The organism is Nocardia sp. NPDC059195 (assembly GCF_042754695.1).
Lineage (GTDB): Bacteria > Actinomycetota > Actinomycetes > Mycobacteriales > Mycobacteriaceae > Nocardia.
Map to the genome: position 1 here is coordinate 47,220 of NZ_JBHZBG010000028.1, position 26,769 is coordinate 73,988.

Consider the following 26,769-nt stretch of genomic DNA (forward strand, 5'->3'; position numbering starts at 1 on the left):
ACACGACGTGACTGCCGCGCCAGCTCTGGACGCCTGGAGCCGCGACGCGGCCCGGGAGACCATGAACGGTGAGGCCGACACCCTGTGCGGTACGGACTACGGACTACGGACATCGCAGCGACGACAGGTGACCCGACGGTGCCCGATCCACGCATACGGCTCGGCCGGGCGCGTGTACAGGTTGGCGGCCGCCTGGACGTCCACTACATCGAAAGATATTGCCTACCTACTGATTACGATCGACGTTCTCGCACCGCACCGTATGATCGGTCTGTGTCACCGCATATCGGTGGACACGATCGGCTTGGGGGTACGGGGTGTCAGGCTCCACGGACTTGCGTTCATTGTTCAGCTCCGGTGGCGATGACGTCGCCGCCGTCGACGTCTTCGCGAACCGTCACGACGAGTGGGCCGCGGTCGTGGACAGCATCCGCGCCCACGTCGCCGCGCGTCCCACGGTGCGGGTCGATGACTTCGTCAGCCCTCGCAGCAACGTCCTGGTCTTTTACGGCGTCGGCGGGATCGGGAAGACAACATTCTCGAAAAAGCTCGAAGCTCAAATGGCCGCCACCGGTGAACGACAGGCGGTCGCCTCCTGGTCTCGCCTGCCCCAAGAGGTCGGACCGCTGGTACCCGTGCGGATCGACCTGGCCCGCCAAGGTGAGGTGTCGTTCGAGGACGCGTTGTTGGCGGTGCGGCTGGCGATGGGTCGACTCGGCCAACCACTCCGAGCCTTCGATGTCGCGTTGCGCTGTTACTGGGAGGTCAACCACCCGGGAGAGCCGCTGGAAGGTTACCTGCGGCGGCACGGATTCCTTCGCCGGATGTCGGATTCGATGGGACTGCCGCAGGACATGCGCACTGCGGTCGAAGATCTCTCCCAGGCTATCGAGCTGCCCAGTGCGGCAGGTGCCACCATTGTCGGGTTCGTCTCCAGTCTCGCGCAAGCACTGCGGGAGCGACGTGACAAGTCACTGGCGTTGTCCCGGTGCGCTCGGCTACCGGATCTGCTCGAAGCGCCACAAGACATCGACACCTTCTCCTACTTCCCGCACCTGCTGGCCTGGGACCTGGCACAGATCCCCGCCAAACATGCTGCGACACCGGTGATTCTGCTCGATACCTTCGAAGACGTCACCGAGCGCGGCTACCGCGAGATCGAGAAGCTGTATCAGCGGATGGTGTGGCTGATGCCCAACGCCCTGTTCATCATCACCGGCCGCAACCGACTCCAATGGGACGACGAAACCCTCGAAGGACAACTCGACTGGGCAGGCCGACACCGCTGGCCCCAACTCGCGCCCACCGCCGTCGGCGAACCCCGCCAACACCTCGTCGGCTACCTCTCCGACGACGACCGCGAACAATACCTGGCCACGCGACTTTCCCGCACTCGTCGCCCGCGTCATCCGCGACCTCACCGCCGACGAACGGATCGTGCTCCGAACAGTCAGCCTGCTCGACGCGTTCTCCATCGATCTCGCGACCGAAGCCTCCCGGCTCGGCTACGACGCACCAGCCCTGAACCTCGTCGAGCGCCCCTTCGTCAGCAACGACCCCGACACACCCTGCACGAGGAATCCGCTGCCAACATGCGCCGCGTCGCTGACGGCAACAGCCCTTTAGCGCGGCCAGCGCTGCGCGGGCTGTCGCACATCGCCCGCCACCTCGGCGATTTTCCCCAAGCGTTGTCGACGCTCGAGGGCCTCGATCACGACTCCAACTACTACCGCGCGCTGGGGCACTTGTGGTGGGTGCACGGCAACCTCAATCTGGCCTGCTCGGCCTATGCCACCGCCCGCCGGGTCGCCCTCGACAACGACCAAGCCGGCATCGCCGCCCTCGCCCAAGCTGGGTTGGCTTTCGCCGCGGCCCTCGACGACGTCGACCGCGCCACCGGCCAGATCGCCAGAGCTAACGATCTGCTTCGCGAGGTCCACCAAACCTGGGCCCAAGCACAAGTCCGCACTGCGGTCCTGCTGCAATCGGTGGGCGCCGACGGCGACTTCACCACCCACGCCCGCGAACTCGAACACGCCTATACCGAAGCAGGTCTCGGCTCAGCCCTGGCCTACCTGCGGTTTGTCGTCTGCTTCCACCACGCCATCCGCGACGACCAACAGCAACTGCGCGACGCACTGACCAACCTCGAACTCAGCACGAACAACGGCGAGTACCGCTACCTGCGCGAGATCGTGAGCTTCCTCCCCGTCACGCAACCCGATCCCCCAGCGTCTGGGGCACGGTGGATCGGCGGCCGAGACTCCGTCGCCCACGCTTGGCGCGAGATCATCGGTCGGCGTCGTGCTGCACTGGGTCTCAATCCTCCCGTCAACCCGATGTCAGCGGCTAGAGTCGGCGGCATGTCCGGCCCGAGCAGCGACTCATTTTCTGCCGAATCCACCTACCGCACAGTGGAACTCGCCGCTGGCGAGACCGGAATCCCGATCCAGGACGCGCGCCTGATCCGGATGGGCGAAAACGCCATCTACGCCCTGCCCCACGCTAACGTCGTCGCCCGCAGCGACCAACGCCTCGCCCGCGTCGAGAAAGAACTCGCGATCGGACGCTGGCTCGCCTACCACGACTACCCCGCCGTCCGCGTCGCCGAACACCTCCCCCAACCCGTCCGCGTCGATGGCCGCGTCGTCACCTACTGGAACCTCGTCGAACCCGACGGCGAAGTCACCATCGACCAATTCGCCGGCCTGCTCCGCGATTTCCACGCTCTGCCCGCACCGGAGTTCACCCTCGACCTCTTCGACCCGTTCGCCGCCGTCCCGGGCAGGCTCGCCAACGCCGGCAACGCCGACCCCGCCGCTGTCGCATTCCTTGCCGATATGCACCACGACCTCCGAACACGCTACGACGCACTCGAATTCACCGACCTCGGCGTGATCCACGGCGACGCACACCGCGGCAACATCATCCCCACCGCCAACGGTCCACTGCTGTGTGACTTCGAAGTCGCCGCCCGCGGCCCCTGGCAATGGGACACCACCAGCCTCGCCATCGCAGTCGACCGCTTGGGCACACCTGCCGCCGATTACACCGAATTCGTCCGCGTCTACGGCCGCGACGTCACACAACAACCCCAATTCCCCGTCCTGCGGGCCGCGCGCGAACTCACCATGACCACCTGGCTCATGCAACTCATCGACGTAAGCCCGGGCCATGCAACAGAATTCACTCACCGCATCAGCTCGCTCCGTGACGGCAATCTCCAGCAACGCTGGAACGGATTCTGACCTGCGAAAGCGATGGGCATTGACTTAACCAGCGATGATTCGGGTGGAGGGTATGAGGAAGTCCACCGTGCCGAAGAACCTGGCGAAACCCCGTTGAACACCACACTCAGCACCCGGTGGCGAACATACTCGGAAGGCACCGGGCTACCACTGTCGCCGCGGCGCTGTGCCGCTCGGCCGCCTCGTGCGCGAATCTGGTCAGCAGGCTGGTCTTGCCGACCCGGCCTCACCACGCAGAACGATGACGCGTGCCTCCCGGTGCTCGACCGAACGGTCGACGGCCGCCAACAACGCCGCCAACTCATCGACCCTATCCACCAGCGGTGCTGGTGCACCTGTCCCCGACACAGAAATTCCCTCCCGACGGTCCGTGCGGTACGCACGTGGATCCAGTCACGAACCATAGGTGGATGTCCAGCACGACGTCGGGATATGTTGACGTGCTTGAGGATTGATTTAGGCGGCGACGCGAACGGCGACGACGACTCGGCAGGCTGCTGAATCACCGGCGCCACCGGCAACATATTCGGTCCTGTCTTGCAGGCGCAGGCCGTCCGCGCGGTCGTCCAACCTCCTTGGTGTCCAACATTCGATCGACTACCTGGCAGCTGTGGAGAACCTCTGCGGGCACCTCAGAGAAGCGTCACAAGAACATCGTCACCGAGCACGGTGAATATGACTAACGTTGTCTAAGTTCACATCACACCTGTTAACCAGGGTCAATGCCACATTGTGTCAGTGGCCATGGAGCCCGACCTGAGGGTGTGTTCTCCCGCTGCCCAGACTTCTCGCCGTCGAGGAACTCGACCTCGACCCGAACGCTGCGCGGACGCTTGTCAATGGCCATAACCCGCACACGCTCCGACGATGCGAACTCGTGCCGACGGTAGATCCATTCCTGACCTACGTCGGCCTGCATCGGCACGGCACGGCGGTCATCGCTGGCTGACGGAGACGTCATGGCCGAAGGGTGACACACCGTTCGGGATCAGGTTACGGATTGATCAACCCACCAACCTGTCGCCGGTGTGGCCACCTTCGAGCGTAGCGACACACACGCCTCGCGCAGCAGCCAATCGGCATGTGCCAGTATGAGACCCGCTTAGCCGCAGTGGTCAGAGACAAGAACTTCGCAGGTCTCGCGGTGGGTAGCCAGCCGTTCTCGGCGGTATCGGCGGACGGGAACCGGAGGGAACCAGAATATGGTCAATCCGCGCCAACACCTGTACACGCCGGGCCAGGGACGCCGCTTGATTTTTTACGTACCACCTGTGGTGTCGTCGTCAGTTGTCTGCTTCGGCGATGAATTGGGCAACTCGCGGTGAGAGTCGAATCTCGGTGTGGACACCCATGACCTGCGATTCGCGCGTTGCGTGTTCGACGACTTGCTTCATGGCCGCAGCAATGGTGCGGTCGTCAGTGTCGGCGAAGAGCGTGCGCCGCATTGGTTCGGACCGGACAAGCTCGTCCAAGATCGGTTCAGCGCGGTCGCCGAAGAATCCGGCGAAGCTGGCATAGTATTCGTAGCCGATCTGATCCGACGGCTGTGTGGCGATGATCAGGCACCACAGCATGTCGAACTGGCACAGTGAGTCCAACAGCTCGTCGGTCCTCCCGACCTCGATTGATGCGTCAGGGCAGTCCGTTCGCAGTTCAGGGCGGTCGAGCATGTGGCTGCGGCACAACGCGAGCATATTGCCTCCGGTGCCTGGCCGGCCGTGGTCGTCAGCGCGCATCAGGCCGTTGCGGCTGGCTTGGACCTGGCCGTGGCGCAACCAGGTCAGGTACGTGTAGGAAGGTTCCAGAAGTATCGGTCGTCGGACAAGCGAAGGTATCCACTCCCAGTGGGATTCGCGTACCATGTGGCTGCCGATGATGAAGACTCGTACGAGCACCGCGAGCAGGTAGCGGTTCTTAATGTCGGGAGGCAGGTAGGCATCACGACCGCCGAATCCGCCGACGTTCGTATAAAGGCTAGCGAGGATGCCGATCGCCTGCTCGTAGACCTCGTCGTGCCGAAAATCGGCCGCACTCAAAGCGATCAGACACAATTGGTCCAGGGCCTTTTCGCCTGATGAGCTGGGTGTAGGCCTCGCCGACTTCTGCACGACGGTGAGGAATCGACGGATGCAGGTCACTCCGGCGGCGCCGGCCTCGAAGTTCTGCCCAACCGCGGTGGACAGCGTCGCGAGGTCCATCTCCGGCTGCAGCGGGACGGTAACGGGCCTGTCGGAGCCCTGATCCCGGACGGCGTCGAGAATCTGGTGCAGCAGGCCGTTGGTGTACGCGGAGGCCTCCCGGGTTATGCGCTCGCGGTAGCGAACGAGCGCATCATCCCACTGCGAATACGACATCGGTGTGTTCATCGAGCCCTGGCGGGTCAGGATCTGTCCCTCGTAGAACACCGGGTTCCGGTTCTGCCCATCCCGTTGGGGAAGCCCGCCGTGCTTGCCCATCACCACCGGCAGGCCGGCGGTATCGTCGGGGCGGATATGGATCACCGCGACGAGCCAGCCACTCACCTCGTGGACCGCGCTGGTGATGTGGATCGGACCGTCGATGTAGTCGCGCACCTTCTGGGTCAGCGTCGCTGAGTCGAACTGTTCCCGTGTGATCGGGTCGGCATCAGTGGCCAGGTCACCGTTGTCCTTGGCTCCGACGACGATGTAGCCCCCGCGTGGCAGATTCGCCATGGCTGCACAGTCTTTGGCCAGTTCGACCGAGTGCTTGCTGCCTTTCGACAGGTCCAGGTAGGACTTGTAATCGAGCTCGCGGTCCTCGGTGCCGTTCTGGAGTAGCTCTACTACCTTCTCGTAGTCGGTACGGCCATCCACCGTGATCAACGTTCCAACTCCTCGGCCGTCGTTATCGTCTTGCGGGGCAATACTGTCATCACCACGGATTGCATCGGTGGATAGTCCCGCAGCGCTACGTCGCCGGAACGCAGAAGCCCCCGGCCGAGGCCCCAACTGCACCCAACATAGCCAGTAGGCGCTCGCAGATCATCACATCGGAGACTCTCGTTCCCTCTCACGTGTTCCAACGTCGCAAAGCCGAGAAGCTCGGCATGGCGAGAATGCCGGCGAGTCGTAGTGCCAGGCCGTACACACGCAGGCCGCGTGACCTGCTACTCCTGCGGAGCCAAGGGGTTCACCCCAGTCAACGATCTTCAGCGCTGCGGAACTTTTCAAGCCGTATGAGACCGGGTGGTGTTAAGCGGCTGTGGTGGTGGACTCCTCGTCGGTGACGGGGTTCGAGGCGGGTGGGTTGATCCAGACGGTGTCGGGTAGGTCGGGGATCTTCGGAGCCGCGGTGGCGGTGAATCGGTGACCGCCCACACCGAACTCAGCCGCCGGTGGGCAGGCTGACTCGATACGGCACGCGTCGAAAAGAGCTGTCCCCCAAGTCCGGCCAGCTGGTATAACGGGCTACCACGGAGGGGTTGGCATTGACCTCGACTGGGCGACGTCGCGACGTGACGCGCGTACGGCGTGCGGAACCTGCACTGCGTCGGCAACCCGGAGGTTCCGCAGGGCCTACCGACGGTCAGCCCTGGACCAATGGTCTACCTCACCGAGCACTCCTGCGCATCCGTCACCACGTTCATTGCCTGACCCGACACCGAGGAGGCGCATTGGCGCGCAAGCCGAGTACCGAGACACGGATGACCCTATACCGGTTGGTTGGTTGTCCCGTTCTGGCGAAAGTGATCCGGGAGAAGTACTCGGATTTCACCGAGGAACAGGTCATGGTTGGCGAGCGGCGGTCCGTCCTCTACTGGGGCCGAACCCCGGACAAGCCCGTCAAGTGGGCGGACACTGTTGCGGGCCTTTCAGGTTCCAGCATCGAACTAGCCACAGGGGTCGCTGCGGCCGCCTTGGTGATTCCCGGTTCCGACAACGATGAAGCCGCAGCGGACTTCGCTTGGGCAATCACCTTCGGGATGGGCTTCCATCTTCTCGACCAGCGATACGTCGACTCCGGCTTCGGCCAGCGAGTTGCTATCAGGTGCGCCGATCCAGCACGGTTGAACTCGATAACGAGGGTGACGCTGGACGAGTCTGCGAAGACCGACCGGTCATCGATACCAGTCGGCGCGTCGTTGAGGAGCTTCGGCTTCGAGGACATCGGAGAACTCGCGACCCGAGTGGTCGCGTCGGGGACCATCGACGGGATAGGCCCCGATGGTAAGCCGGTTACTATCCGTGGCGCGGACGCTCTCAGCCTACCGCTGTCGAAGCAGCCGAGCGAGTTCCTCGCCAACCTCGACAGGATCGTAGAGATTCTGGATCGGGCACCCGCGAGCGAAGAGCTGGCGGATCTTGAACGGCTCGTGCTGATCAGGGACAAGGCGCTCATCGACGAGTTGGAAGACGTGCTCGTCGATGCGCTCGATGCCGAGGCACCGAAGCGACTGAGTATCGCGTGGCCCCATGAAGCGGTGGACGAGTTCGGCCTTGCTCAGGCGTTCAAAGTGACCGGAGCCGGATACCGAGGGATAACGGACGGGCTGCCAACCCTCGCGGACCTGCTAGAGCCGATCAAGAAGGCCGGACCCGAGGCTTGGAAGAAGCGGCTCAACGACGTGGGGGTTCTACTTTACGAGAGCACGGACCCCGACGGCCTCGTCAGCCCACGGATGCCGGTAAGGAAGTGGCTGACCTTCGAGGTCGAACGTCACGACCGCAGGTATTTCATGCACAGCGGGCGTTGGTACTTGATGGACCAGAGCTACGCCGACACAGTGGCCGCGCGAACCCGCGAAATATTCCGGCGATCAGCCCCCATCGCCAGCCCTCCGAGGTGGGAGGCGAGCATGGACGAAGCAGCGTACAACGAGGCGCTGACGACGAGCCTCGGAGGACTCCTTCTCGACAGGAAGTTGATCAACGGCGAGACGAAAAAGGGGAAGTTCGAGGCGTGTGATGTTCTGCTGAAGGGCGGTACGTTCATCCATGTAAAGCACGTCAGCTCTTCGGCGCCGGCCAGCCATCTGCTGGCACAGGCCCTCGTCTCGACGGAGGTTCTCACCCACGACAAGAAGGCGCGAACAGATCTGCGGCGACGCATCCGCGAGGCCGGACATGATCCGGCGGATTACGAGTGCAAACCGAAAAAGGTCGTCGTGGTTCTGGCCAAGGAGAAAAACCCCGTCGACGCGTCCAGTCTGTTCACCTTCACCCAGGTCAACCTCGGCAGACAGGATCGGCTCCTGAAGTCGCGAGGTGTCGACCTGTCGATCGTTTCAGTGCTCAAAGAGTGAAGCCAACACCCACCCCCCGTTTGGACCCAAGACCTCACCCTGATGCTCACTGGAGCGATCTCGGCACCCGAGGTGATCATCGACGTCAGCGACCGTGAGCAACAGATCACATGCAGCACAGGCGATCTCATTGGCAAGCTGCAATGTTTATGCTCCGCAGCCCCCACCGGTGAACCGTTCACAGTGGTGGTTCGCGATTACGCGAGGGTACGCGCGCGGCCTGATTACCCAGCCTGCCGATCCCGGATGCGGCGAGATCTCCGCCGAGCTCCGAGGCTGGACTGCTGGCGATGAACCGTGGCTTCGCCGCCACCACCAATTTGGTCCCCACTCCGAAATCACCCAACGAGGATGCCCTCGCCGCGGCTGGCGGCGCGACGAACCTCGCGCTGATCGAACGGCTAGCCGGGGCCCTGGCCGCAATGTATAGCCCCACGGTGATCGAGTGGATCATCACCCGACCTTTTCGGTAGCGAAGTGCGGTCACGGGTAGCCATACAAGTGCTCGAGTATTTCGAGCTCGAATCATTCACTCGACCAGTAGCGACTCAAGTTCATCGGCAAGGATCTTTCTGACAAGCGAGAACTCAGGAAGTAAAACTATTGCCATGCGAGGAATACCATTCTTGTCGACTACATCCTTAACCAGCGCGAGCAGATCTTCTTTCGTCCCAAGAATTGCAGTTCGATGCAGAACGGATTGCACGTCTTTACGCCACGGAACGGACTCGATATCTGGAGGCATGCTTGACTGGCCGAGAAATGCGGCACATGTCCAGGTTGCAAGATCTATGGGCCGATAATCCTCTCCATCGGATAAAAGACTCCTGCACGAGCCGATAATTGCTGCTAGTGAATACTTTTCTCGAGAGATCAGATCCCATTGTATGTTTGAAATCTGGAGGTATGCTTGAGCCTCCGACTCCATCCGACCCGAGGCACTGGCCTGCTTTCTGCAAAACCCGAGATATAGCAACGAACTTGCTTCGAGATACTTCGATACGCTATGGCGAATATCATCCTCGCGAACTTTAAGGCGATCGCCGATTCTTTCTGAATAGATTGCACTCTCACCAATCTTGGACAGTCGATCTACTAATTGCCTGTCAATATCTCCCCCCGCATGGACAATACTATTCCTGAATGCAGACAGTCGGCAAATTGTTTTCCACGGATCGCCCCAGGCCCACGTTCTAGTTGGCAGCACTACGTCACAGTGCTGTGCCAATGCCTCCAGCCAGTCACTTACCGACTTCTGCATCTCCTTTCCTACTTGCATATCAACAACATCCTTAACAATCTCATCTTTGTCGTTAGCACTCAAAATACGGTCCAGCCCAACCGACGGCTGACCGGGGATGGCAGCGGGGCGAGTGCTGTAGAAGTGGCGGTATAGCTCGCCGCAGTAAATTTCGAATGCAGAGTCTATTGACACAATGGCCGCCGCGCACGCGAAATCTCGGCGATTTCTATGTAAGGACATATAAGCAGATAGCGTAAAATGAGTAAAGAGTGCTCCAACATCTGCGTCCTCGGGCTTAATAATCACAGGGTAGGTGACGCGCTTTTCCTGTCCACGTCCAATGAAGTCATTCAAGACATCCCTAAGGGTACGGATATGCCCGTCGAGTTCATCATTTTGGGTAGCAGTTAGATGAGAGCGCATTTTCTGCAATTCGACTTGCTCGTCGTTTTGAAATAAAGATGAACCAACAGATTCAAGCGACATTTCGAGGGAGTATACTAGCCGGGCGTAAGCGGGGAACAGTTCGTTAGCAAGATTCAACCTGCTTGTCATGACCAAATTATAGAGTAAGGCACTGAAGACTGCATGTGGATTTCGCGCCTCTGCTAGATAGTCGTTCCCGTGTGCGTCGTCGGGCGCCCTGGACGCCACGCGCGATCACCTCACTAGGGATAACTGCTGCCCAACCGAACTTTCAGGCCAAGTTCCTCATAGATCTCCCGGACGGCCGCTACGAGAGGCGACTCATCTGCTTCGACGACCCCGCCCGGCAATTCCCAGTAGTCCTTATACCTCGGCTCAACCAGCAACACCCGATCCCGCTCATCGACGAACAACACCCCCGCACCCATCCGCTTACGAGGTAGTCCGGCAATGTCCTCAACTCGTTCAGACTCCATGGGGCACAACACTATCTACGCAGGCACACCACGCCTGGTCGCCGGACACGGCAAGTTGACGAAAACCATAGGGACACCCCCCATATCGGCCCGAACGCCGAACTCGAATGCAGCATCCCGGCTCCGCGATCCTCAAGACTCGCTTCGAGTGCAGCACCTGCCCAGTGGTTGCCGCAGATCGGTTCGCTGCCCAAAGTAGCGACAGCTCAAGGGTTCAGGCTGATCGTGGTGGTGTTGCTCGATCGTGGCGGGCTCGTCCGTTGACACTCGGCAAACCGTCATTTTATGCAGCGGTGCCAGCTGATTCAGGGAGAGTCGAGGAGACTCGGAGTTCGCCGGCGGTCGGTCCTGAATTCGTATCGGCGGTGCGGAGGTCGCGCTGGACGGTGCGGTCGGAGCAGCCGAGCCTGCTCGCGATCTCGGCCACTGTGTAGCCAGCTGCCCTGAGGCGCGCCGCGTGGGCTGCGCGGTCTGACACTCGTGACTCGGTTGGAGCATCGGCAGACAGTCGCTTTGCGACGGCTTCACGTTCGACCGGACCGAGCCCGCCGTACCAGCCTTCGCGGGTATCGGGATCCTCTGCACGGAGGGCCACTGCAAGACAAGCCAGACGAGCGCTGCAGCCATCGCAGCGCTCCAGAACAGCTGAATCTGGGCAATCATCGGCATCGGGGTGGAAGGCATCAGGATTCATTCCACGGCATGCGGCCTCGGCGAGCTGCCGGGAGATAGCCCTATCATCGTTGCGGAGCAGAGCGAGAAGCTCGTATTCGCTGCATGCGGGGAATTCGGGGGGAAGCATGTGTCGTGCACTCCAGCTCTGGCCGAAAGTTCGGCCTCCGATTGGACTCGGGTGAGCGGGAGCAGGTCCCGGCGCACCCGCTTGGTGCCTTCCGGGTATGGCCCGGTGTGGCGCAAGCGGCAGCAGACGGCCGAGTCAGCCCCGAGATGTACCAGCCGTTAGGTATTCGCAGGGAGCAAACCTGGGGCTGGCGTTATCGCCCTCGCACGGTTTGGGCGAGGTGAGCATCACAGGTGGTCTGTGTCGCGTTGTAGACTTTAGCAGCGGGGGTGACAGGGCCGCCCAACACGAATCCCCGTGCGGCCCTGCGCTATTGACTAGCCTGCGGCCTCGATATCCTGTACTTCTACGAGGTCGTCAAGGTAGTCGTCTTCTTCGAGATCCTCGTCTTCGAGATCTGCGTCGTCTCCGGCTGCGAGCCCGTGCCGCTGAGCATTTCGGCTACTCCAGATCGGAAGCTTCTGCAGGGTTCCGAACAGGATGTTCTGCCAGGCGTCGCAGTCCACCTTGGTTGCGCCGAGTGCGTCGATCGCTGGCATACCGTCGTGGGCGCGAACCGCTTCGACCTTCCTGACGGCAATCTCGACATCTCGAATCGCGCCGCCTAGCGCGGTCAAGGCATTTCCGAGGATTTCAGCGGGAGTCTGGGGGGCCGTAACGAGCCCGGGGCCTTCGCCTGGAGCCTGGAAGCGATGCCGCAACCCAGCGTTCTTGACGATGATGTCCCGTCCCTCCGCAGTGCGTTGGATCTGCCCGGCATCATCGACCAACCGAATCTGGCGACCCAGATTGTGGTCGGTGAGGGCTTGCCCCAATTGGTGAACGCCCGCCGTCGCGACTCGCATCCGGTTGACCACAGCCCCTGGATTCCGCCGATCCTCTGGTTCGATGTCACGGGGACCTCGATCAAGCAATTGTTGGTTAACGACGAGCGGGTATGCAGCGCGGGCGCCGAGTTCGCGTGTTGCCGGCCCGGGATTCCCGAGCTCGACCTCGACTAGGGCCGCCGTTGTGAGCTCTTCACCGCTGCGGAATGTCGCTTCCCAAGGCCCCTGGTCCAATTCTGCATCGAATGAAACTTTAAGGTATTTCCGGATTCGCTCTCGTTTGCGCGAGTCGTCCTCTGATACGGAGCGCAGTATCAGCGATGTAGCCAGGTCGCTGGCGAGTTTCCAGCTCGTCTTCTTTCGTGTGCTCTGAGTAGTGACCGCGGCACGAACCGCCTCATGGATATGGGGACTCCGGTCGGTGAACAGCCGGAAGATCGCCGCTGTCCGCACTGATGAGTCAGCAGTGAAACCTGCCACCTCCGCCTCGACTGGCGTCAATGCACCCGCAAGCCAGTCGGCTTTTCCCGCCGTGATGAGGTTGCGCCGCTTCAGCTCGTCCAGTACAGCATCGGCAAGTGCCTCGTTCTCAGTTGCTTCGCCCCAGGGTTCAGGAGGATCCACGTGCCGCAGGGCCACCAGCGATTTGACTGCAACACCGAAGTCGGACGCTATGTCACCGTGGGATTCGAAGCCGACCAACAGCAGTGCGGGCACCTTCTCGCATCGTGCTCGGATTGCCGCTTCTGATTCCACCTGGTCGGGCGATCCTGCCGCGATGATTTCATCGTTCAGTTTGCGAATTTCGGCGCGCATTCTGCGCTCGTCGCGCTCGTAGGGAACGTCAGCGGACCTCACTCCGAGCAGGTCGTGGACACATGTCATGCGGCTAGAGCCTTCGGCAGTCACGGGCACGGTGACGCTCGGGTTTCCGCTGGCATCCTCGAATGTCGTCGCGGCGAGCCACACTTCGGTCATCACGCCTTGGTGGCGAATAGACGGCCGCCAGTCGTTGTGTTGGATGACGTAATCCCGTGCCTGTTGCGACGCCCAGGCTAGATGCTCTTGTCCGTGAATCTGCTGGATCAGTTCAGGACGTCCGTCTTGCGCCACTTTGGGCTCCGGTAGCGGACGCAGCCGAGTGCTCTCGCTGTGTCCGACAAGGCCAGAGATAGGATGGCGACGCGCGGGCCCAATGCGGGGATTCCGTGGGTCCGGAATGACGAATCGAGACCACACCTCAGCTCGAATGGCCAGAACCACCCCACCAGGAACCGATAGCCGTTCCGGATAATCGATCGACCGCCGAGCAGCGGATGGATCGACAACAGCTATAGCAAAGGCACGCGCGGCCTCGTCGCTCATCTTGAACTGGTCGATTAGCCTGTCTGCCAGTTTGTGTGTCGCGGCTGCAAGTGCCGGTACGGGCAACTCTTCGGCCGGCCGTGGGAGCACGGACTCCGCGGCCATGGGAGTGGGGTTCATCGAGGTCTTCTCCGATCAATGTGAGCCAGTTGCCGCCCGGCCGCATAGACCTGGACGGCTCGTGATGTCATCGAGGGAGATCGGCCACGTAGAGACCTGCTCTCCCCCTCGGTTCGCCCGGACGAGGTCCGATGTGTCCGAGGCGGCAGCAGCGAGCGCAGCCCGAACTCGAGACGTACCGGCAGGTATCCGCTGGCGTTGCCGCCCTTCGTCGCGTGACGGAGGTAGAAGGACCGACCTTGCTGTGTCGCTGCAATTACGCTAGCACCGGGGGTGACAACATTCGGGGGAGCGCAAGTACTGCCCCGGCATTCGGCAATGATCAAAGCTCAATAGCCCTATAGAGATTCGCGACCCAACCGGTTGTATGTCAAAAGCTCATCGGACGCCCGTGACGTAGCCGCTGAGACATTATCGTCGCTCGCGAATCAGATGACTCCCGCGCGGAACACCCTCCTCTGCCGCTGGGCGATCCGCAGTCGCACGACAAATGGCCTGCCTCAGGGTGCCCCCGCCACTATGGGCCCGCGCTCGCCGCGCGGGCGCCTACCGGTTAGACCCGGATCTGCAGCCCACCGCCGTCAGAGTTTTCGCGTTGTGGAACGTTAGGCCCATAGGCCCGCGTTGCGCGAACACCCGATCGAGCAGCCCCGCCGTGCCCGTCGATCTGACATCTGGCCGTGAAACACCTAACTCCCGCAACTGAACCCGATTAAAGACCGCCCCGAGGGCAGAAGTAGTGTGCGTGCCGTCCCGACGATCCGTCCCTCGGCCGGACAGGAAATTCTACGTCGGATAGCCGAACCCCGCTTCGACCGTCAGTGTCCTATGGGGGCATCGTGAACCCGCAGGCCGTCCCCGTTCCGCACTTCGACCCGTCCTACCGTGTGGGCACTTCGAAGAGGGAAACTGGAACCATGCCGACCGACGACCAGCATCGTCAGATCGAATAGGAATCCGCGATGACCAGGCGTTTTCCGGTTGCCCTTGTTTTGCGTGTCCTGCCGAGGAATCGAACCTGCGACCTCCCAGCGGGCCACAGTGCGAACCGACCACTCCAGACATCGACAGCCGCACCATCAAGGTCGCCGACGGTCCGGCCTGCAGGCCGCGCCCTACCTACCTACGGCCAGGTGGTCTGCTCACCGTGCAGGAGGCCACTCAGGGTTAGCGCCGACCCCGGACCCGTAGGAGTAAATGTTCATCGACCCGTTCGGCGTCGATGGTCAGCAAGCCGTCGTGTCGGCGGTCGATTGCCAGCCGCAGGACAGCGCCACATCGATCTACCGGACAAAGGGGCTACGGTCGGCCGTTCAGGAGAACCTTCTCGTTGTGCCACACGATCTTTCCGAACAACTCTGGTGGATCTACGGCTACTAAGGCCTTTTGGCGCAGATGGAACGCAGTCGGAGTGGTGCTACGGGTCAGATAGTGCTGCACCGCTTGTATCGGCTCGACGCCGAGTTCGACTCCATCGACCAGTCGAAAAATTCCATCGATATGCCGCCCGCGAAACCCAAGTCTTACATCATCAGGATGGCGACCGAACTCTGATGGCCCGAAGTCGATTACGCGACGCTGTCGACGTAGCTGAGTCTTGGCTGGATCGAGCCGCACGAAGAATGAGTGCAGGTCGAGGTCCTTGATGCGGTGCTTGCCGCCGGAGGCATAGTGCAGCGCGCCACCCTGAGTCAGCGCAGTCATCAGGTAGGCGTCCCGGTAGGCGGCAAGATGAGAGTTCCGTTCGAAGAACACTGCCAATTCGTCCTTGGCGATCGAGGCCAGGCGGCGCAGGTGACTCTCGGAAATCGGTTCGTGCGAATACCTCGACACATCGTTCTCCACTCGCGCAGACTATGCGATCGGTCCACCTTCCGCCGCGAGTGTCGGTGCCGCGGTGCAGGATGAGAACGTGGAGACGAACGTACGGACGCCCATGCAGATCTTCAGCCTCCCACAGACGCTGGTGGTCCCGCTGTTCCAGCGACCCTATGTCTGGGACCAGGTGGAGCAATGGGAGCCGCTGTGGAACGACATCCGGCGCCTGACTGAGCTGCGGCTACGCGATCCGTATTCCACGGCAACGCACTTTCTCGGCGCTGTAGTTGTCCAAGCACTGGACGGACAGCTCGGCAGCCTGCAGGTGAGCAACATCATCGACGGCCAGCAGCGCCTGACGACGCTGCAGTTGCTTATGGATGCGACTGGTTCGGTGCTGGAGTCCGCTGGCCGAGACACGCTCGCGGGCCAGCTGGAGAGCCTGACCCATAACCAGGCCACCTTCGTGCCGGCAGGGGAGTCACGGCTGAAGATTCGTCACACCAACCGCGACCACGCCGCCTTCGATGAGGTCATGGACTCAGATCCGCCGGTCAGTCATGCCGAGCTCGAGCACGCAAGTGCGCGGATTACTCGTGCCCACGCCTATTTTGCCGATGCTGTCGCTGCCTGGCTCGGCGAATACGACGCAGACGACTACTCGGCTCGGGCCAATGCACTGGTCGGTGTGCTGACCAGCGGGCTCCAACTGGTGGCCATCAACCTCACCGCCGTGGAGAACTCGCAGGAGATCTTCGAAACTCTCAACGCGCGCGGAACCCCACTGACCGCCGCCGATCTCATCAAGAATTTCGTCTTCCAGCGCCTCGCTGCCGAGGGTGCGGACACGCGCCGCGCCTATGCCGAAGACTGGCCTTTCGACACAAAATTCTGGGAAACTGAGGTCAGCGTTGGGCGCTACCGGGTTAGCCGCGGGTCACTGTTCCTCAACCAATGGCTCATTTCCCGGATCGGTGAGGAGATCGGACCGCAACAGACATTTACGCGCTTCAAGGCCTACGTCGAACATGACAGTGGACAGAAAATGGGCGTACTGCTGCCGACGATCAAACGGCAGGCCGATCTCTACGAGGCTTGGACGTTAGCCGCCGACGACAAGGACCGACAGCTCACCACCGTCGAGATGTCGGTGTACCGCATGAAGGCCTTCGAGGTCGAACTGCTCAAACCGATTCTGGTTTGGCTGCACGACCCGGAACGTGCGCTTACCGGCGACACCATCGACGGTGTCGTTGCGGCAGTGGAAAGTTGGGTTGTCCGCCGCATGTTCCTCCGCCTGACGACATCCGATTTGGGCCGCGTCGTCGCCGACATCATCCGCATCCACAACGATGCACCCGATGCCGAACTTGTCGACCGAGTTGCCAAGCACCTGTCCAGACTGAACGTCTCCAGCACATACTGGCCCGGAGACAACGAGATTCGTGCGTCGCTCGCTGCTGAAGCCGCCTACCGTCGCTTCAAGGTCGCACGTCTGCGGGTCTTCATGGAAGCGATCGAGAACCGGTTCAGACGGGTGACCAACCAGCCACAGGTGCCGCGACGCGGCTACCCGATCGAGCACATCCTGCCGCAGAAGTGGAAGGACAACTGGGCTGTCGACGGACCCGAGGCCGAGATCGAACGCGGAGCGCATGTGCACCGACTCGGCAACCTGACCTTGCTCACCGGTTCGCTCAACTCCAAGGTGTCCAACGGCGCTTGGGATCTCAAGCGGGACGCAATTCGAGAACACGACACCCTGCTGCTCAACAGTCGACTTCTCAGCAGTATCGGCGACGGGCAGTGGGCAGAGGACGCCATCGAGGCTCGCACCGAACGCATCATCGACGTGCTTCTCGCCGTGTGGCCGGTGCCCCAAGGGCATACCGGGCAGGTGGTCGACCCCCGAGACAAGAGCCAAGACTGGGTCGAGGTGAAGGACCTCGTTGCGGCCGGACTCCTTACGCCAGGAACGATATTGACGCCGCGACAGGGAAACTGGCGATCGCGTGAAGCCCTCATTCGCGATAATGGCACACTGGAAGTGGAGGGCCAATCATTCGGGTCACCCTCCGGAGCGGGTCGTCATGTCAAAGGCAGCGTGACCAACGGCTGGACCTTCTGGAGCCTCCCGGACGGACGGCGACTCATTGACGTCCGGGCTACATTCCGCGGTGAGAAGCCGACGGGCGACAACAAGACCACTGCACTCTCCGAAGCTGGCACTACCGAATGACCGCGGCGACTGCGCAGAGGTGGAGATCGCTACGCCGGGCGGGATCGGACTGACCACGGGTAAGGCGATGGTGCGCGGTCGGTCAGGGCTGGCCCGGGCCCCTTTCCTTTTGCCCATTGGACGTCCTGCCCTCTCGCTAGCCATCTCCAAAATGCCGAGCCCCAACGGGTCACAGCGAGGTGCTTCAATCAGGCGGGGGGCGGATCGTTTTTGTAGGCCGATACCTTCGCGACACTCACGCTCCCCGCCACAACATTTAAGCGTGTCGTGGAATTTCCCGATGTCCAAGCGCGCACGGCTACCTTCCCATTACGGTCGATAGTCGATATATTAAGGTCGATCACGGACACAGTACTCAGCTCGGATATCTCAACGCTTTCAACCGCATACAGACACAGTTCGACTTGTACCGTGTTGTAGCCGACGACTCCCCACTTCCTAGGCGGATCAGTCGGAAACTCACGAAAATCGAACCGCAGATAGACACTTGGACCGTCGCGGTGCAAGCGAATCTCGTGGAGCACAACGCCATCCAGCGATGGAGTGAAGGCCCCGAACACTCCTCGAATACTACGCGGCTCGTGCAGCGCATCAACCCAGCTCATTAGTGCATCCTATGTTTGGAAGGGATAGTGCCCAAGGGTTCCCGGCACTTTACCAGTTCGAGTATTTTCAATAGGCCGGACGTTGAAGTGGGGACCTTGGTCACCTACGCCGTCTTCCCCATACCGGTGCCCTGCACTGTGATCTTGAATAACAATCCGGTTTCCATTGCCGGCAGTAAAATGGTACTCCTCGGTCATGATTTCCTGATAGTTTTCATCGAGGACTGCATGCCCCCACATATCCTCCATTCTTACACGCTCTACAGCGCTAGGCTGTTGACTGGTCGGAATTCCGGCATCTCGCATTGCCTGCCGGAGCGCTGCGTGCCGAGTGGGCAATTCTTCGCTATTGGAGTCCCCGCAAGCCAGGCCCAGCGGATCTATCCATGACATCGGATTATGCGGATAGGTGTTCGGGTTCGGAGCTGGGTTGAGACCGAGTGGATCCTGAGTTAGGTATCGGCCCGTCTCGGGGTCGTAGTAGCGGTGGTGATTGTAGTGAAGCCCGCTCTCGGAATCGAATTGCTGCCCTTGGAAACGATGCGGCGTATCGATTCCTACCCAGGTCGTGGCACCCCACAGCGTGCTAGCCGAATGGGCCACAACCTCCCCCCTGTCAGGATCAACGAGGTGGGTTGGGCTACCGTCAAGGCCGGTGACGATCGCGTGGAACTCGCGATCTATTTCATGATTGTCGGCCGATTGAGTAAGCGGGATGTACGTGCCAGGATGGTACGACCACGCGGTGGTTGTGCGGCTACCATCCTCGTTTACCGAAGCTTGTTCAGTGAGATGGGTACCATCCCAATTGAATTCGCTTCTACTGCGACCATTGACCAACATTTTCGAACGACGACGCCCGAAAGGGTCATACGTGTACTGCCACTGCTGGCCGTCCGGAGTTCGGACGCTGATCAGCTGATCGAAAGCATTGTATTCATAGTGCCACACAGCAGCTTTGCGAGAGATTCGGGTCTTCTCCTTCCGCAACAGCCTGCCTGCCGCATCGTAGTGGTAGCGGGTTCGGCCCGCGCGCGCAAGCAGATTGCGGCTGTACTCGAATTGAGGCGCGTCAGTCTCATCAGAGTCCATGCCTCTTCGACCGGCCATCGCGCCGGACTCGAAGATCAAGTTCGAGAGTGAATCGTAGCGGTACTCTTCGGCGATTGCCCCAGCAGCAGTGATACGCGCTACGCGACCGAGCGGATCTAGCGTGAAGTCTCGACGTTCGACGCCGGCCCGGTCAATCACAGAATGAGCCGAAAGGTAACCGTCCGGCCGCCACAAATATTCGTCGCGGTGAATTAGTTCTGATGGAATACTCGTCCGAGGATCTAGCTGAACGAGCTCACGGCTGACAGTTAAACCCGCCAGCCCGAAGGTGGAGTGCTGACCCACTCCCTCAGACCGCCAGCTGTTCTGGCGACCAACGGCATCATGGGTGAAATCGACTCGGCGCCCACATGTTCTAAGTGCCACGACCTTGTTCGAACGTCCGTACTCGAACTCCGTAGATACACCCATCGGCGAGGTGTGCGAGACACGGCGCCCATAGTTGTCATATCGGTATTCCGTCGGTATTTGACTGTCGATCTGCTGGCTCAGGAGTCTTCCGGCCGGCGAATGTCTAGATAGGAGGGAATGAGTGACAGTACGGGCTGATTCAGAGTTCAGTCCGTTTGCGGCCGTAGTTATCCTTCCCACGAGGTCATAGCTATATGAAACCCATTCGCCGGATTCGGCACGAGTACCAACAAGCTGCCCGAGTTGGTCGTAGGAGTTATAACGGCGAATCCCCGTCGGAGTCGTGACCACGGCGACAGCGCCCGACGGATTATAGGCGTATGTCGTTGTCGCATCGTTGTAATCTGTTTCGGAATAGATCTGCCCGGTGGGCCCATAGACATAGTGCCAGGTTTGTCCGTTCGGGTTCGATACGGACGTGAGTCGCCGCTCTGTATCCCAGGTGTACCGAGTGGTGTCGGTGCCGGTTGAAGTAAAGGACTCACAAAGGCTAAACGGGCCATATACGTATGTATCGATCCTGCCAGAGCGGTCGGTGCGTGCGACAAGGTTGCCCTCGCCGTCCCAATTCCATGTTTCGACAAGATCATCGGCGCCGGTGCGGCGCACGGGCTTACCCTCGTCGGACCAGTCATGGTGGACGGCCTGACCGAGCGGGTTCGTCGTCGTGGTCGGACGGCCGAAATGGTCACGAGCCACTGTGAGTATCCCGCCTACAGGGTCGATGGCGCGAACGGGAAGGCCCGCGGCGTCGACATCGACAGCTGTTGTCGCATCCGGGGAATCGGAAAATGTGTGGATGCCACCATTGGGGTGGTAGGTATACTGCCGGGAAATTCCGTCAGCATCAGTGACTGATGTTGCGTTCCCGGCATCGTCGTAGGTGTAGCGAGTGACTCCACCGTCGGCGGCCGTGATTACGCTGGGACGGTGAAGGCTGTGGTATTCAAAGGTAATGGTTCGACCGTCTGGACGACGGACCATCGTGAGGTCGTCGTTCATGTCGTAAACGTATGTCGTCGTCGCTAGGTCCGGCCCCACACTGCGAACAGGTTTTCGACCTGCGAGATAATCGGTGCGGGTTGCGTAACCGAGGCCATCTGTCTCGATGTGGAGCCGCATTTGCGCATCGAATTGGTAGGTGGACGCCACGCCCAGCGAATCAGTCACTGTCGTAATAGCGCCTTGGCCATGCGGCAAGGTTTCGTAGGCGAATCGAGATGACCAAATGCCGTCGATCCCGTCCTGCGCGACAACGCGACCTTGGTTGTCGTAAGTGTTGGTGAACCAGGTGTTGTTCGAGTCCCGCCACGACAACATCCGATGGGAGTTGTCGTACGTGTAATGCGTTGTCGCGCCGACACCATTGGTGACTGCAACGAGATCACCTGACTGGTAGGCGAATTGACGGATTGCGGTCGATTCGCCGGTACCGGAACGGGCGTCATCCACGGTTATCGCCGTCACTCGCCCCGAGCCGGTAGCGAAGCTGAGCTGGTAGCCGCCCGAGCTGGTGATCCTGGTTGGTGCACGGTCGAGGTCGTAATGGAAGCGGATCCAGTTGTCATGACGGTCGGTGATCGCGGTGATCGGAAAGTCACCGAGGGCAGCGGATTCAGCATCAGGGGCCGCGAAGTGCCAGGTGATTTCGCGGTCGGGGTCGTGGACTCGGAACGTGTCGGTGCTGGTGCGGGTCAGCGGCCACGGTGAATCACCATGTAGCGGAAGCACTGCCAGATCGGGAACGTCATGCGGGTACGACAGCAGTATGCCGTCTTCGGCGACGAAGGTGACACCAGCGTGGTCGACGACTATCCGCAAGTCCAATGCTGAGGACCAGGACGGGCCGAACCATCGGCCGAATCGGTAGTTGGAGCGGTGGCGACGCCACAAAACAACTGGCAGCACCCCCGGCAGGGTGACATCGACAACCGGTACGAAATATTCGCCGGTGGCGAAATCCACCGGTTCGCGGCCGCCGCAGGTGCCTTTTGCGTCCTGGGTAGTCGCGGGGTCGCCGATACGGGCCTTCTCCGGTGCGCCTTCGTTGGTCGTGGACGGCGACTCCGGTTTCTTCGCGTTGAGGTCAGGTGTGCTCGCTGGTGCGGTGTCTCCTGGGCTCGTACTTTTCGCGGGGGTGTCGGGCGTGCTCGCTGGATTCGTCGGGGTGTCCGGCTGTTTGGTGGTCGAGGGTGTCGTCGGGGTATCAGCAGGCTTGGTGCTCGCAGGGCTGGTGGTGGTGTTGTCGGCGTTCTTCGACGACTTCGACGGGGTCTTCTTGAATGCCTTCGCGATATCGCCGAACGCTGACTTCAACTGCTTCAGCAACGGCTTCAGCTTCGACATCGTCTTGGCCAGCTTCGAGAACAACTTCGAAATCGTCGCCACTGTTTTGGCGATGTAGGCGGTGGCCTGGACCGCGACCAGCGGGGTCGCCAGACCGACCGAGAAGACCAGTTCCGCAGCCCAGACCGCGAGGCGGCCAACGGTTTGAGCGACCAGGTCGCGGACGGTTTCGCGGACCGCGGCGACGATGCCGCCTGCCATACGGATTGCCGAGGCTGCCGCCGTGGCGGCGGTGTTGGCCGCGGTGAGCAGGTTGGTGGTGTTGGACGCGGCAGATTTGTAGGCGGTGGCGGTTTGGCCGGTCCAGTCCGACACATCGGCGGTGACGGCGGCGTTTTGGGCGGTCGCCACCTCGCTGATGCGGGTGGCGACGTTGTCCCAGGTTTTGGCGTACGCCTCGATCTGGGCGGGGTCGCCCGCGATCCAGTCCAGAGCATCTTGCAGGGGTTGGCAGTGTTCGATCAGCCAGCCGACGCCGTAACCAGCCAGGGTGCCGAGCGGGTCGACTACCAGGGAGACTGCTTCGGCGCCGAGACCGACGACACCGAGGCCGACTTCGATCCAGGAACCGCCCGAGATCGCGTCGGAGAGGTCTGTGACGGAGCTGACCAGGCTGATGCCGGTGGACCAGTCGGTGGTGTCTTCCTTGGCCGCGATCAGGGGGTTGGCGGCCATTACAGACTGGACTCTTGGGTCTTGAGCGCTGCTGCGTTGGTGGTGTCGCGGGTGGTGAACGCGTCCGCGACGGCGGTCAGGTTCGAGCTGGTGTTACCGAAGGCATCTATCGCGGCCTGGATCGCGTCGATGCCGTCGGTTTCGACCGAGTCGACGAACAAGGGACCGAGGAAGGCACAGAGTTTGCCGAAAGCGTCCGAGGGGGCTGAGACGGCTTGGGCTGCTTCGAGTGCTTCGGTCAACCCTGAACCAGCCGAGGTGACGTTCGTGGCGTGGGATTTGATCTTGTCCGGGGAGATGCTCAGTTCCCCGCCAGCGCTTGTCATGTTGATGCCCCACCCCTCGTACGTCATGCCACCCCTGGTCGACGGGCACTCCCTGCCCGTGACCTGCGGTGTCGAACCTGACCGAACAGGTCGACCCCGACTGATTCGACCTGCGGCACGCAGTGCCAATGGCCGAGCGTAGCGGATCGGGATGGGTTGATGATGGTGGTGAAATCGATGGAACCAGAACGGGCTTCGGTGCGTCTAAGGGCGTGAAGGAGTGCCACCTTCTTGGCGTAATGGGGTCACACGGTGGAACATGGCCGGGGCTTGGAGGTCTCACGAGATGGAGACTCGCCAGGGTGAATTGGTGAGGTCGTGTCGTAGGCTGTGCGGAACGACGGGGTAGCCGGGCGCGGGGAGTACTCGGGGCGGCCGTGGGGTTGTGTGGGCTCGTCGCAACGGTGCGGCTCGGTGATCGGGAAGACGGAGGATGCTCGTGCGGCAACGGTCTGTGGTGATGACCACGGTTTTGTGTGGGGCGCTGGCTGTGGCGGGGTGTTCCACCACCGAGAGCGGGAACGCACAGCCGAGTTCGACCGACCCCGCGGCGGCTGCCGCAGCACTGTGGGATCCGTGCAGTCAGATCCCGGACTCGATGTTGACCAGTTTGGGGCTCGACGTGGCGTCGAAGCGATCCGGCATCCTCGGGGCAGAAGAGCCAGGCTGGAAGATCTGCGCATGGGATGACGCGAACTACCCCTCCGGCTTCGGGATCGGCGTCTTTTCAACAATCCACACGGTCGACGAGGTGCGGGCCAAGCCCACCAATATCGAGTTCAAGGACGTTGTGATCGCGGGCCGCAGCGGTGTGCAGTTCCGGCAAAGTCACTACGACGCTAACGAAGACTGCTCGATCGTTTTCCCGACGTCCACTGGATTCACGCAACTAGACATGCTCAACAGCGGCGTCAAAGAAAAGTCGGTGCCGCCATGCGAACGCCTGCAACCGATGGCGGAAGCAATCGTCCCGCTCTTTCCCAAATAGAACTTTCAAGAATAAGGGGGTGTCATGGCTTCAGATGATGAGAAGTCCCGCTGGCAGTATCTGAACGAAGAAGCCAAGGCAGGCCGCCTGTACCTCGATCCTTCGGTCGCGACAAGCTGTCGCGATGCAAGCAACAAGCAGATCGACCTCTTCGTCCAACTGAAGAACGACCTGCAGTACGTTTCATCGGTGTCTGGTCTCGGCCGGTTCAACGCCGCCGACGAGCTGGCAAAGATGCTCGGCATGAAAGCTATTGGCGGAGAACGTGATTTCGACACGGCCTTCAAAGAGCATATCGAAGTTCTGACGCTGATCCGCGACACCATCGAGATCTCGGTGAAGAAGTACGAGGACCAGCAGATAGCCCAAGCGCAAGCAACGAACGCGTTGGGCAACGGCTACTGACATCCATGTCCGCCGCTGACCAGCCCGCCCGACCGAGAGGTCACATCCGCTGCGGTGCCGCGATTCCCAACTGCCCCAATCCGAGTTCGAGCGTACGGGCAGTCAACTGGCACAACGCAATTCGATTTGAACGAATCGGTTCGTCGGCGCTGATGACCGGACATGAGTCGTAGAAGCCGGTGTAGGCGCGGGCCAAATCATAGAGATAGCCCGCCAGCCGGTGCGGCTCCAACGTGTGGGCCACCTCGACGAGAACAGTCCCGTCGCCGTCGAGGCACAAGGCGAGTTCCCGCTCGGCTGGTTCGAGCGGTCCGGCGATGTCGATGACGGCCGGGGTTGCGGCGTCGGCTTTGCGTAGGATCGAGCAGACCCGAGCGTGGGCATACTGCAGGTAGACACCGGTGTTGCCGTTTAGTGTGGTCATGCGGTCCGGGTCGAACGTGTAGTCCTTGACCCTGGATGTCGACAGATCCGCGTACTTCACCGCGCCGATCCCCGCCTGCTCGGCGATCGCATCGAGCTCCGTCGACGACAGGTCCGGGTTCTTCTCGGCGACAACCGCACGGGCACGCGCGACTGCTTCGTCGAGCAGGTCCATCAACCGAACCGTCCCGCCCGCACGGGTTTTGAACGGTTTACCGTCCGGCCCGAGGATGGTGCCGTAAGCGACGTGAGCCACCTCGATCGCCTCGGTGAGCCAGCCTGCCCGCCGTGCCGCTTCGAACACCAGCTGGAAATGCAGCGCCTGCCGTGAGTCGGTGACATACAGCAGCCGGTCGGTGTGCAGCGAGGTGATGCGGTACCGGATGGTGGCCAGGTCGGTGCTGTCGTAGCCGTAGCCACCGTCGCGTTTTCGGGCCATCAGTACTGCGGGCTGATCATCGGGGCCTTTGACCTGCTCGGACAACACGACAACCGCGCCGTCACTGTCGACCGCGACTCCCTTGTCGAGCAGTTCGGTGACGGTGCCTGCGAGCTTGTCGTTGTAGAACGACTCGCCGAAATAGTCATCAGGAGTCAGAAGCACTCCGAGACGGTCGTAGATTGCACCGAAGGCCTTCTCCGACTCTGCGACGATCTCCCGCCACCGAGCCACCGTGTCAGGGTCGCCGGCCTGTAGCGCTACGACACGAGCCCTGGCCCGGTCGGCGAAGCCGGGATCCGAGTCGAATTGCTTCCTGGCCGCCTTGTACAGGCTGTCCAGCGCCGACACCGAACTGGTCCCTGTGTCGAGTTCCTCCGTGTGCCACGGTGATTCGGGGTGCTCGTCGATGTACTGGATGAGCATTCCGAACTGCGTACCCCAGTCACCCAGGTGGTTCGCCCGCACAACATCGGCACCGAGGAACCCGAAGACCCGCGCGAGGCTGTCACCGATGATGGTGGTCCGCAGGTGGCCGACGTGCATTTCCTTCGCCACGTTCGGCGCCGAGTAGTCGATGACGACCCGTTGCCCGTCTTCACTGGCGGAGACGCCGAGCCGATCGTCGGCCAGGCGCGCGGCGACCGATTCCCATACCGCCGCGTCGGCCAGGGTGACGTTCAGAAAACCTGGGCCCGACACCTGCACGTCAGCGATCACACCACCGGCCAGACTGACTTGCTCAGCGAACTCGGTGCCGAGCCGGGCCGGCGGGACACCGACCCGCTTCGCCAACGGCAGCGCCGCATTGGATTGGAAATCGGCACGATCAGAACGACGCACTACCGGGTCCACATCCGCCATTTCAGGACGGACTCGGACGATCGCCTCCGACACAGCGGCAGCGACACATCCGAGCAGCGGCACAACACCGGCAGAGCTCACCTTGGATTCCTCTCGATGGGACGGTGAATCCATTGTCGCAAGCACATCAAGCGGATATCGGCTGCTGCGAGTGCCCGTCCGCCTACGGCACGGCCCACGCGATCGCTCCAATGATCGACGTGCATCCCGCACGCCTGCGCCAGCAGATCCTGAAAGCCCAGTGCAATCGACGCCGCGGTCAGCGCAAGAGCGGCCGGCGCGATACTGCCGAGCGGTTGATGAGCGAATCCGGTAGTACTGAACATCCGAGGCCGACCGTAGGGGCA

Annotated in this window: 16 protein-coding genes; 5 read left to right on the forward strand and 11 right to left on the reverse strand. The window is 61.4% G+C overall.

Features of this window, described 5'->3' with window-relative positions; genetic code table 11:
- Positions 1-335 precede the first annotated feature (335 nt).
- Entirely contained in the window at positions 336-3,248 is a 2,913-nt protein-coding gene (locus ACFXKN_RS27270) for a phosphotransferase family protein (protein ID WP_379434082.1), read from the forward strand.
- 1,283 nt (positions 3,249-4,531) lie between these two features.
- Here ACFXKN_RS27270 and ACFXKN_RS27275 read toward each other — a convergent pair.
- Both ACFXKN_RS27275 and ACFXKN_RS27280 read right to left on the reverse strand, forming a co-directional pair.
- Positions 4,532-6,082: a helix-turn-helix domain-containing protein gene (locus ACFXKN_RS27275; RefSeq protein ID WP_379434108.1), complete on the reverse strand. Its 1,551-nt coding sequence runs from the start codon at positions 6,080-6,082 to the stop codon at positions 4,532-4,534.
- Between the two features lie 378 nt (positions 6,083-6,460).
- Positions 6,461-6,586, reverse strand: a complete 126-nt coding sequence (locus ACFXKN_RS27280) for a hypothetical protein (protein WP_379434083.1) — start codon at positions 6,584-6,586, stop codon at positions 6,461-6,463.
- Between the two features lie 296 nt (positions 6,587-6,882).
- Between ACFXKN_RS27280 and ACFXKN_RS27285 the strand changes: the two genes are divergently transcribed.
- Positions 6,883-8,511 carry a DUF6119 family protein gene (locus tag ACFXKN_RS27285; RefSeq protein ID WP_379434084.1) on the forward strand — a complete coding sequence of 543 codons (1,629 nt, stop codon included), beginning with the start codon at positions 6,883-6,885 and terminating at the stop codon, positions 8,509-8,511.
- A 529-nt stretch (positions 8,512-9,040) separates the two neighbouring features.
- On the opposite strand, the gene ACFXKN_RS27290 is transcribed toward ACFXKN_RS27285, so the two are convergent.
- From ACFXKN_RS27290 to ACFXKN_RS27310, 5 genes are all read right to left on the reverse strand, one after another.
- On the reverse strand, positions 9,041-10,309 hold the full coding sequence (locus ACFXKN_RS27290; RefSeq protein WP_379434085.1) for a hypothetical protein: 1,269 nt from the start codon (positions 10,307-10,309) through the stop codon (positions 9,041-9,043).
- A 113-nt stretch (positions 10,310-10,422) separates the two neighbouring features.
- A complete protein-coding gene (locus ACFXKN_RS27295) occupies positions 10,423-10,656 on the reverse strand; it encodes an NUDIX domain-containing protein (RefSeq protein WP_379434086.1) in 234 nt (77 codons plus the stop codon).
- Positions 10,657-10,939: 283 nt separating this feature from the next.
- Positions 10,940-11,458 (reverse strand): helix-turn-helix domain-containing protein, encoded by a 519-nt coding sequence (locus tag ACFXKN_RS27300; protein WP_379434087.1) that lies wholly within the window; start codon positions 11,456-11,458, stop codon positions 10,940-10,942.
- 317 nt (positions 11,459-11,775) lie between these two features.
- A complete protein-coding gene (locus tag ACFXKN_RS27305) occupies positions 11,776-13,398 on the reverse strand; it encodes a hypothetical protein (RefSeq protein WP_379434088.1) in 1,623 nt (540 codons plus the stop codon).
- A 1,671-nt stretch (positions 13,399-15,069) separates the two neighbouring features.
- The gene (locus ACFXKN_RS27310) at positions 15,070-15,615 is read right to left on the reverse strand and encodes a hypothetical protein (RefSeq protein WP_379434089.1); all 546 of its coding nucleotides are present in this window, start codon (positions 15,613-15,615) and stop codon (positions 15,070-15,072) included.
- A 67-nt stretch (positions 15,616-15,682) separates the two neighbouring features.
- Between ACFXKN_RS27310 and ACFXKN_RS27315 the strand changes: the two genes are divergently transcribed.
- Positions 15,683-17,827: a DUF262 domain-containing protein gene (locus ACFXKN_RS27315; RefSeq protein ID WP_379434090.1), complete on the forward strand. Its 2,145-nt coding sequence runs from the start codon at positions 15,683-15,685 to the stop codon at positions 17,825-17,827.
- 188 nt (positions 17,828-18,015) lie between these two features.
- Here ACFXKN_RS27315 and ACFXKN_RS27320 read toward each other — a convergent pair whose 3' ends face one another.
- The 3 genes from ACFXKN_RS27320 to ACFXKN_RS27330 are packed head-to-tail and all read right to left on the reverse strand — an operon-like array spanning position 18,016 to position 23,330.
- Complete coding sequence (locus ACFXKN_RS27320) at positions 18,016-18,432, reverse strand: Imm50 family immunity protein (RefSeq protein WP_379434091.1); 417 nt, start codon at positions 18,430-18,432, stop codon at positions 18,016-18,018.
- A gap of 9 nt (positions 18,433-18,441) precedes the next feature.
- Positions 18,442-22,977: an HNH/endonuclease VII fold putative polymorphic toxin gene (locus tag ACFXKN_RS27325; protein ID WP_379434092.1), complete on the reverse strand. Its 4,536-nt coding sequence runs from the start codon at positions 22,975-22,977 to the stop codon at positions 18,442-18,444.
- Positions 22,977-23,330 (reverse strand): type VII secretion target, encoded by a 354-nt coding sequence (locus ACFXKN_RS27330; RefSeq protein ID WP_379434093.1) that lies wholly within the window; start codon positions 23,328-23,330, stop codon positions 22,977-22,979. The genes ACFXKN_RS27325 and ACFXKN_RS27330 overlap by 1 nt, the downstream gene beginning before the upstream one ends.
- 433 nt (positions 23,331-23,763) lie before the next feature.
- Here ACFXKN_RS27330 and ACFXKN_RS27335 point away from each other — a divergent pair, with 433 nt between their 5' ends.
- Both ACFXKN_RS27335 and ACFXKN_RS27340 read left to right on the forward strand, forming a co-directional pair.
- Positions 23,764-24,291 carry a DUF3558 domain-containing protein gene (locus ACFXKN_RS27335; protein WP_378964554.1) on the forward strand — a complete coding sequence of 176 codons (528 nt, stop codon included), beginning with the start codon at positions 23,764-23,766 and terminating at the stop codon, positions 24,289-24,291.
- Between the two features lie 24 nt (positions 24,292-24,315).
- The gene (locus ACFXKN_RS27340; RefSeq protein WP_378964557.1) at positions 24,316-24,696 is read left to right on the forward strand and encodes a hypothetical protein; all 381 of its coding nucleotides are present in this window, start codon (positions 24,316-24,318) and stop codon (positions 24,694-24,696) included.
- Between the two features lie 40 nt (positions 24,697-24,736).
- Here the strand turns inward: ACFXKN_RS27340 and argS are convergent, their stop codons facing one another.
- Positions 24,737-26,503, reverse strand: coding sequence for an arginine--tRNA ligase (gene argS / locus ACFXKN_RS27345; protein WP_379434094.1), 1,767 nt, complete (start codon positions 26,501-26,503; stop codon positions 24,737-24,739).
- Positions 26,504-26,769: the final 266 nt, after the last annotated feature.

Coding starts and splice junctions, on each gene's coding strand:
- ACFXKN_RS27290 (WP_379434085.1), bottom strand. CDS start 10,309: ATGACAAGCAGGTTGAATCTTGCTAACGAACTGTTCCCCGCTTACGCC.
- ACFXKN_RS27295 (WP_379434086.1), bottom strand. CDS start 10,656: ATGGAGTCTGAACGAGTTGAGGACATTGCCGGACTACCTCGTAAGCGG.
- ACFXKN_RS27300 (WP_379434087.1), bottom strand. CDS start 11,458: ATGCTTCCCCCCGAATTCCCCGCATGCAGCGAATACGAGCTTCTCGCT.
- ACFXKN_RS27320 (WP_379434091.1), bottom strand. CDS start 18,432: ATGAGCTGGGTTGATGCGCTGCACGAGCCGCGTAGTATTCGAGGAGTG.
- ACFXKN_RS27325 (WP_379434092.1), bottom strand. CDS start 22,977: ATGGCCGCCAACCCCCTGATCGCGGCCAAGGAAGACACCACCGACTGG.
- ACFXKN_RS27330 (WP_379434093.1), bottom strand. CDS start 23,330: ATGACGTACGAGGGGTGGGGCATCAACATGACAAGCGCTGGCGGGGAA.
- ACFXKN_RS27335 (WP_378964554.1), top strand. CDS start 23,764: ATGACCACGGTTTTGTGTGGGGCGCTGGCTGTGGCGGGGTGTTCCACC.
- ACFXKN_RS27340 (WP_378964557.1), top strand. CDS start 24,316: ATGGCTTCAGATGATGAGAAGTCCCGCTGGCAGTATCTGAACGAAGAA.